We start from the raw sequence: 4,732 nt of genomic DNA on the forward strand, positions 1-4,732 counted from the left end.
CTTCCAAATCAACGCAGCAAACTGTGTTCATTGTAAGACTTGTGATATTAAAGACCCATCTCAGAATATCACTTGGGTAACGCCTGAAGGCGGTGGTGGTCCAAACTATCCAAATATGTAATTAGTATCCTAATATGTAATTGGATAGTTTGCGTAATTAATACGCTTACCCATTGAATGTTGTGAATAACACTTCATTTTTAATTATTTAGGTAAACCTAGTTTCCAAGGAAGCTAGGTTTAAAAGCTCTGTTTTTTGGTATTTATAATAAGCAAAAAATTAGATTAGACTCATCATTTGGTATGGTGTTAATGGCTTTATTTTAGATAATTTTTATCTCTTTCCAAAAAGCTAGAAAAATTATAGTGAGTAAGTCCTATTTACATTAGAACTAACACAAAAACTTGGTTAAAAAACAAAGTCAGTTACTAAGCTCAATGTAATCCATCACCTTAGAAGCTAGTCCAGATACCCAGCCTGTTATTGCCGTTACCTTTAAAGTCATTTTCTCATCTCCTTGATTACTTTTTGAATTATGCTAATCAGGAGTTTAGAATCAATAATAACGAAGTTTTATTGAGATTTTCACACATTTAAAATAACTCAATTGTTCGTTGCTTGCTTTTTTGGCTCAGCATATTTTTTAGAACACCACCTTTTATTGATCTAAAAAATAAGGATAACTTCATATATGAAATTTTATTTATAAATTAAATTTCTTCAAAACTACAGTTTTCAACAAAAAAAATAGAGTTTTCTTATTAAACGTAATCTAAATTTTCAAAATTTTTCTACTTTTTTGTTTTCTGTTATTGCGAATAATTAGTAGTGTCTACCTATCACCAAGAATATATAAACTTCTTGCTATAGAACATTCTAACTCTTTAAGTTCTTACCATTTCACGATTCTTCTCCAAAAAAATGTGAATATAGGCATTAAATTGTCATTTAAGGACAAACTAGCTTTAATTTTCTAATATTCGATTGACAACTTTGCTGTTCTTTGGACATTATAAATAAGTAAGTTCTAAAAAGGAACTTATTATTTGTAAAGGAAATGAAAAATTAATTCATCGAAATTACGAAGTAATAGTAAATACACTCTTTTGTTCAGAGTATTGATTAGATGTTTTCAAATAAGTCTTGGGGCTAGACTGGTATAACCCAATTACAGATTTCTTGATACAAAAAATGAGATGTAGTTGAATAAAAAACTCAACTATAAATGACTTATATATAAGGAAAAAATATGAATTTTAATAATATGACTGGGTTGGAGATCATGCAAGCAGTCAAAACTGGACTTCTTCCACCTCCTAGTATTGCTCGGACCATTCCAATGGAATTCGTAGAAATTGAGCATGGCAGAATTGTTTTTAGTGCAATAGCTGACGAACGCCATACCAATCCAATGGGAGGTGTACATGGAGGATTTGCTGCAACAGTGCTTGATTCTGTTACAGGTTGTGCAACACATACGCTCTTAAATCCTGGAGAAGGATATGGAACAACTGATTTGACTATAAAAATGTGTCGACCTATGCCTTTTAATAAAAAACTAATTGCAGAAGCGAAAGTTATTAATGCTGGAAAAAATCTTGTTATTTCAGAAGGTTATTTACGGGATGAAAATGGAAGACTTTATGCTTATGCAACTTCAACAAATATGATCATTCGTAGATAGATTTTTTCTTATCTCAAATTTTTTATAAAAATTCATGATAAGGAATAAAGCGAATCAATCAAACTCCACAACCAGTGGCTAAAAACTCTTTATAAAAATTTGATTTTTTAGCCTTTATTAAGATAAATGCTATTTTTATTGGAGTATCAAAATGAGTTCTCATTATGTGAAGAGTGATATTGAAGCTAGAAAAATTAGTTTTGATTTTTCTAAAACTTCTATTTATTGGGCTGGAAGTCCTTTTATTACGCATGCGACTAATCCGCTCCATATGCTTTTGCCACCAGGTGAATTATGGTTTTGCCGTGTTTTTAATAATGCATTATCTGAAATTACGGATCCCCAACTTTATCAAGATGTTAAAGGTTTTATTGGTCAAGAGGCTACTCATGCTAAATCTCATAATGGATTGTTAGAGTTTTATAAAGAAAATAATATTGACCTTTCTGAATATGTTAAATCGATTGATTTGCTATTTAAAAATTGGTTTGAAAAAAAGCCATTTAACAAACAATGGCTTAATCCAATTTTAGGTAAAAAATGGCTATTATTTCAAGTTGGTATGATTGCAGCTATTGAACATTTCACAGCAGTTCTAGGAATGTGGGTACTTGAAGAAGATCGACTTAATGATATTGATCAAGAAGTATTACGCCTAATTCGTTGGCATGGTGCTGAAGAAGTTGAGCACAGAGAAATTGCTTTCAAGTTATTTAAACACCTTTGTGAAACAAAAATAGGGTTCTATTTTGGTCGACAGATCACCATGGCTATAGTTTTACCAATATTTATAATCGTATGGGGGCGAGCAATAAAATATAGTATCAATCAGGATCAAATTTTAGATAAAAATACAATCCCTACAACCTATTATAAGATTTTAAAAGCAATTGAAAAAGAATCTAAAATAACTGGAAAAGCACCATCTTTGAAATATTTGCTAGCTTCTGTGATTAGATGGGGTAGCCCTTTTTATAACCCTAAAAATGAAGGAAATGATCAAATAGCCAAGTATTATTTTCAAGCCAATAGTTTTTAAATGGAGGAGTCATAGCATGGATTTAACTCAGCAGAGACTAAGCTTTTATCAAAGAGATAATTTAACTTTTGATGTTATTGATTCTGGTCCTTTAGATGGTAAACCTTTTGTAATGTTACATGGTTTTCCTGAAACTAATGAAATTTGGAGGGAAACAAGTGAAATTTTAAACTCCCATGGGTATAGAACTTATGCAGTGAATCAGCGTGGCTATAGCCTAACAGCACAACCGAAGAAAACGTCAGATTATAAGAGTTCTTTACTGGTTGAAGATATTAATACCTTGTTAGATATTATAGGTCAATCAGTCTATTTAGTTGGACATGATTGGGGAGCGATTATTGCATGGGATATTGCGCGAAAATATCCACAAAAAATTAAGCATTTGATCGCAATTTCTGTCCCACATAGAGCAGCTGTATTACGCTCTATGTTAACCAGTAATCAAATTATAAAATCTTATTATATATGGTTATTTCAATTACCCTTAATTTCTGAATTATTATTTGAGGAATTTCCAAAATTAAGTGAATCTTTATTAAGAAATACTGGTATGAATGCACAACAAATATTAGATTTTCGCCAAAGGATGATTAAAGAAAAGCGTATTCATTATGCAATTAAGTGGTATAAGGCACTTCCTTATGAATTGAATTTAAAGTTAATGGGAAATATTAAAATCCCTGCTTTATTTATATGGGGTAAATATGATGCTGCTGTGAGTAAACGTAGTGTTGAATTAAATCATAGATATATGAATTCTCAGTATAAAGAAGTTATTTTAGATGAAAATCACTGGATACCTGTGCAAAGTTATGTGTTATTAACAAAACATATTCTGGATACTATTTAAATATAGATTTTGATTTTATGATCACTTTTTATGGATTATTGAGCAGTTAGATGAGTGGTTTGATATTTGCTTCAGTTAAATAAGTTTTCCTCAAGATCTCATTTCGTAAAGAAATAGCCATAACTCCCATAAGCTTAATGTACTACCAATAATGATTTAATTTACTCTTAATGTATCAATAACAAGTTTCAAAGCTGGTGACTGCTGTCTACGATGAGGATAATACAAATGAAATCCTGGGTATGCTATTGCATACTCATCCAATACTTTTATTAATTGCCCTTGTAATAAATTGTCCTGAATAAGCTCTTCAGGAATGTAAGCAATGCCTTCTCCAGCTAATACTGCATCAGCAATAAGCTCAGAATCATTAAAGACCCATTGCCCAGAAACTTTAATTTTAGTTTCAATGCCTTCAACCAAGAATGCCCATTGATATAATCCACCTTGAGTAGACAATCGATAGCCAATACAGTTATGTTGAATCAAATCTTGTGGTTTTTCTGGGATGCCCTTTAGCGCAAGGTATTCAGGCGATGCAACAACAACCATTCTGACATCTGAACTAATCCGAACAGCAATCATTCCTTCTGCGACCCGACTACCAAAACGGACACCTGCATCAAAACGTTCCGCTACAATATCAACCATGCCATTATTTGCAGTTAACTCAATATTGATATCTGGATAAAGCTGCGTTAATTGCTTTAATTTCGGTAATAGCACATAACGGATAGCATGATGACTTGCATTTATTCTTACATTTCCCGCTGGTGTATCTCTTAGTTTCGACAGTAATGATAATTCATTATCTATATGATCAAAACTCGCTCCAATCGTCTGTCTGAGCTTGTCACCAGCCTCTGTCGGAGAAACGCTACGTGTAGTCCGAGTGAGCAACAACATCCCTAAACGCTCTTCCAGTCCACGAATGGTATGGCTCAAAGCAGACTGTGAAACACCTAGCTTACCTGCTGCTTTAGTAAAACTTCCTTCACGAGTCACCATCAGAAAGGCATATAGATCATTATAGTTCTCTTTTGTAATCATATAGACCCTCTATGGTTCAGTAATTTAAGCGTTAATATTAGAAATAATACCACTTAAAAACGTATCATTTATTAATCCTATTCATGACTCTATCCCATTTTAACT

Annotated in this window: 5 protein-coding genes; 4 read left to right on the forward strand and 1 reads right to left on the reverse strand. The window is 32.2% G+C overall.

Annotation, left to right across the window (positions count from 1 at the left end; genetic code table 11):
* The 4 genes from C9E89_RS21485 to C9E89_RS21500 form a co-directional block, all read left to right on the forward strand.
* On the forward strand, positions 1–121 hold a 121-nt coding region (locus C9E89_RS21485; protein WP_147305725.1), incomplete at its 5' end, for a 4Fe-4S dicluster domain-containing protein.
* A 1,129-nt stretch (positions 122–1,250) separates the two neighbouring features.
* Entirely contained in the window at positions 1,251–1,685 is a 435-nt protein-coding gene (locus tag C9E89_RS21490) for a PaaI family thioesterase (protein WP_107010166.1), read from the forward strand.
* A gap of 151 nt (positions 1,686–1,836) precedes the next feature.
* A complete protein-coding gene (locus C9E89_RS21495) occupies positions 1,837–2,724 on the forward strand; it encodes a metal-dependent hydrolase (protein ID WP_107010167.1) in 888 nt (295 codons plus the stop codon).
* Positions 2,725–2,740: 16 nt separating this feature from the next.
* Positions 2,741–3,577: an alpha/beta hydrolase gene (locus C9E89_RS21500; RefSeq protein WP_107010168.1), complete on the forward strand. Its 837-nt coding sequence runs from the start codon at positions 2,741–2,743 to the stop codon at positions 3,575–3,577.
* A gap of 156 nt (positions 3,578–3,733) precedes the next feature.
* Here the strand turns inward: C9E89_RS21500 and C9E89_RS21505 are convergent, their stop codons facing one another.
* Positions 3,734–4,627, reverse strand: coding sequence for a LysR family transcriptional regulator (locus C9E89_RS21505; protein ID WP_107010169.1), 894 nt, complete (start codon positions 4,625–4,627; stop codon positions 3,734–3,736).
* Positions 4,628–4,732 lie beyond the last annotated feature (105 nt).

This window comes from Acinetobacter sichuanensis, from assembly GCF_003024515.2.
GTDB classification, from domain to species: Bacteria; Pseudomonadota; Gammaproteobacteria; order Pseudomonadales; family Moraxellaceae; genus Acinetobacter; species Acinetobacter sichuanensis.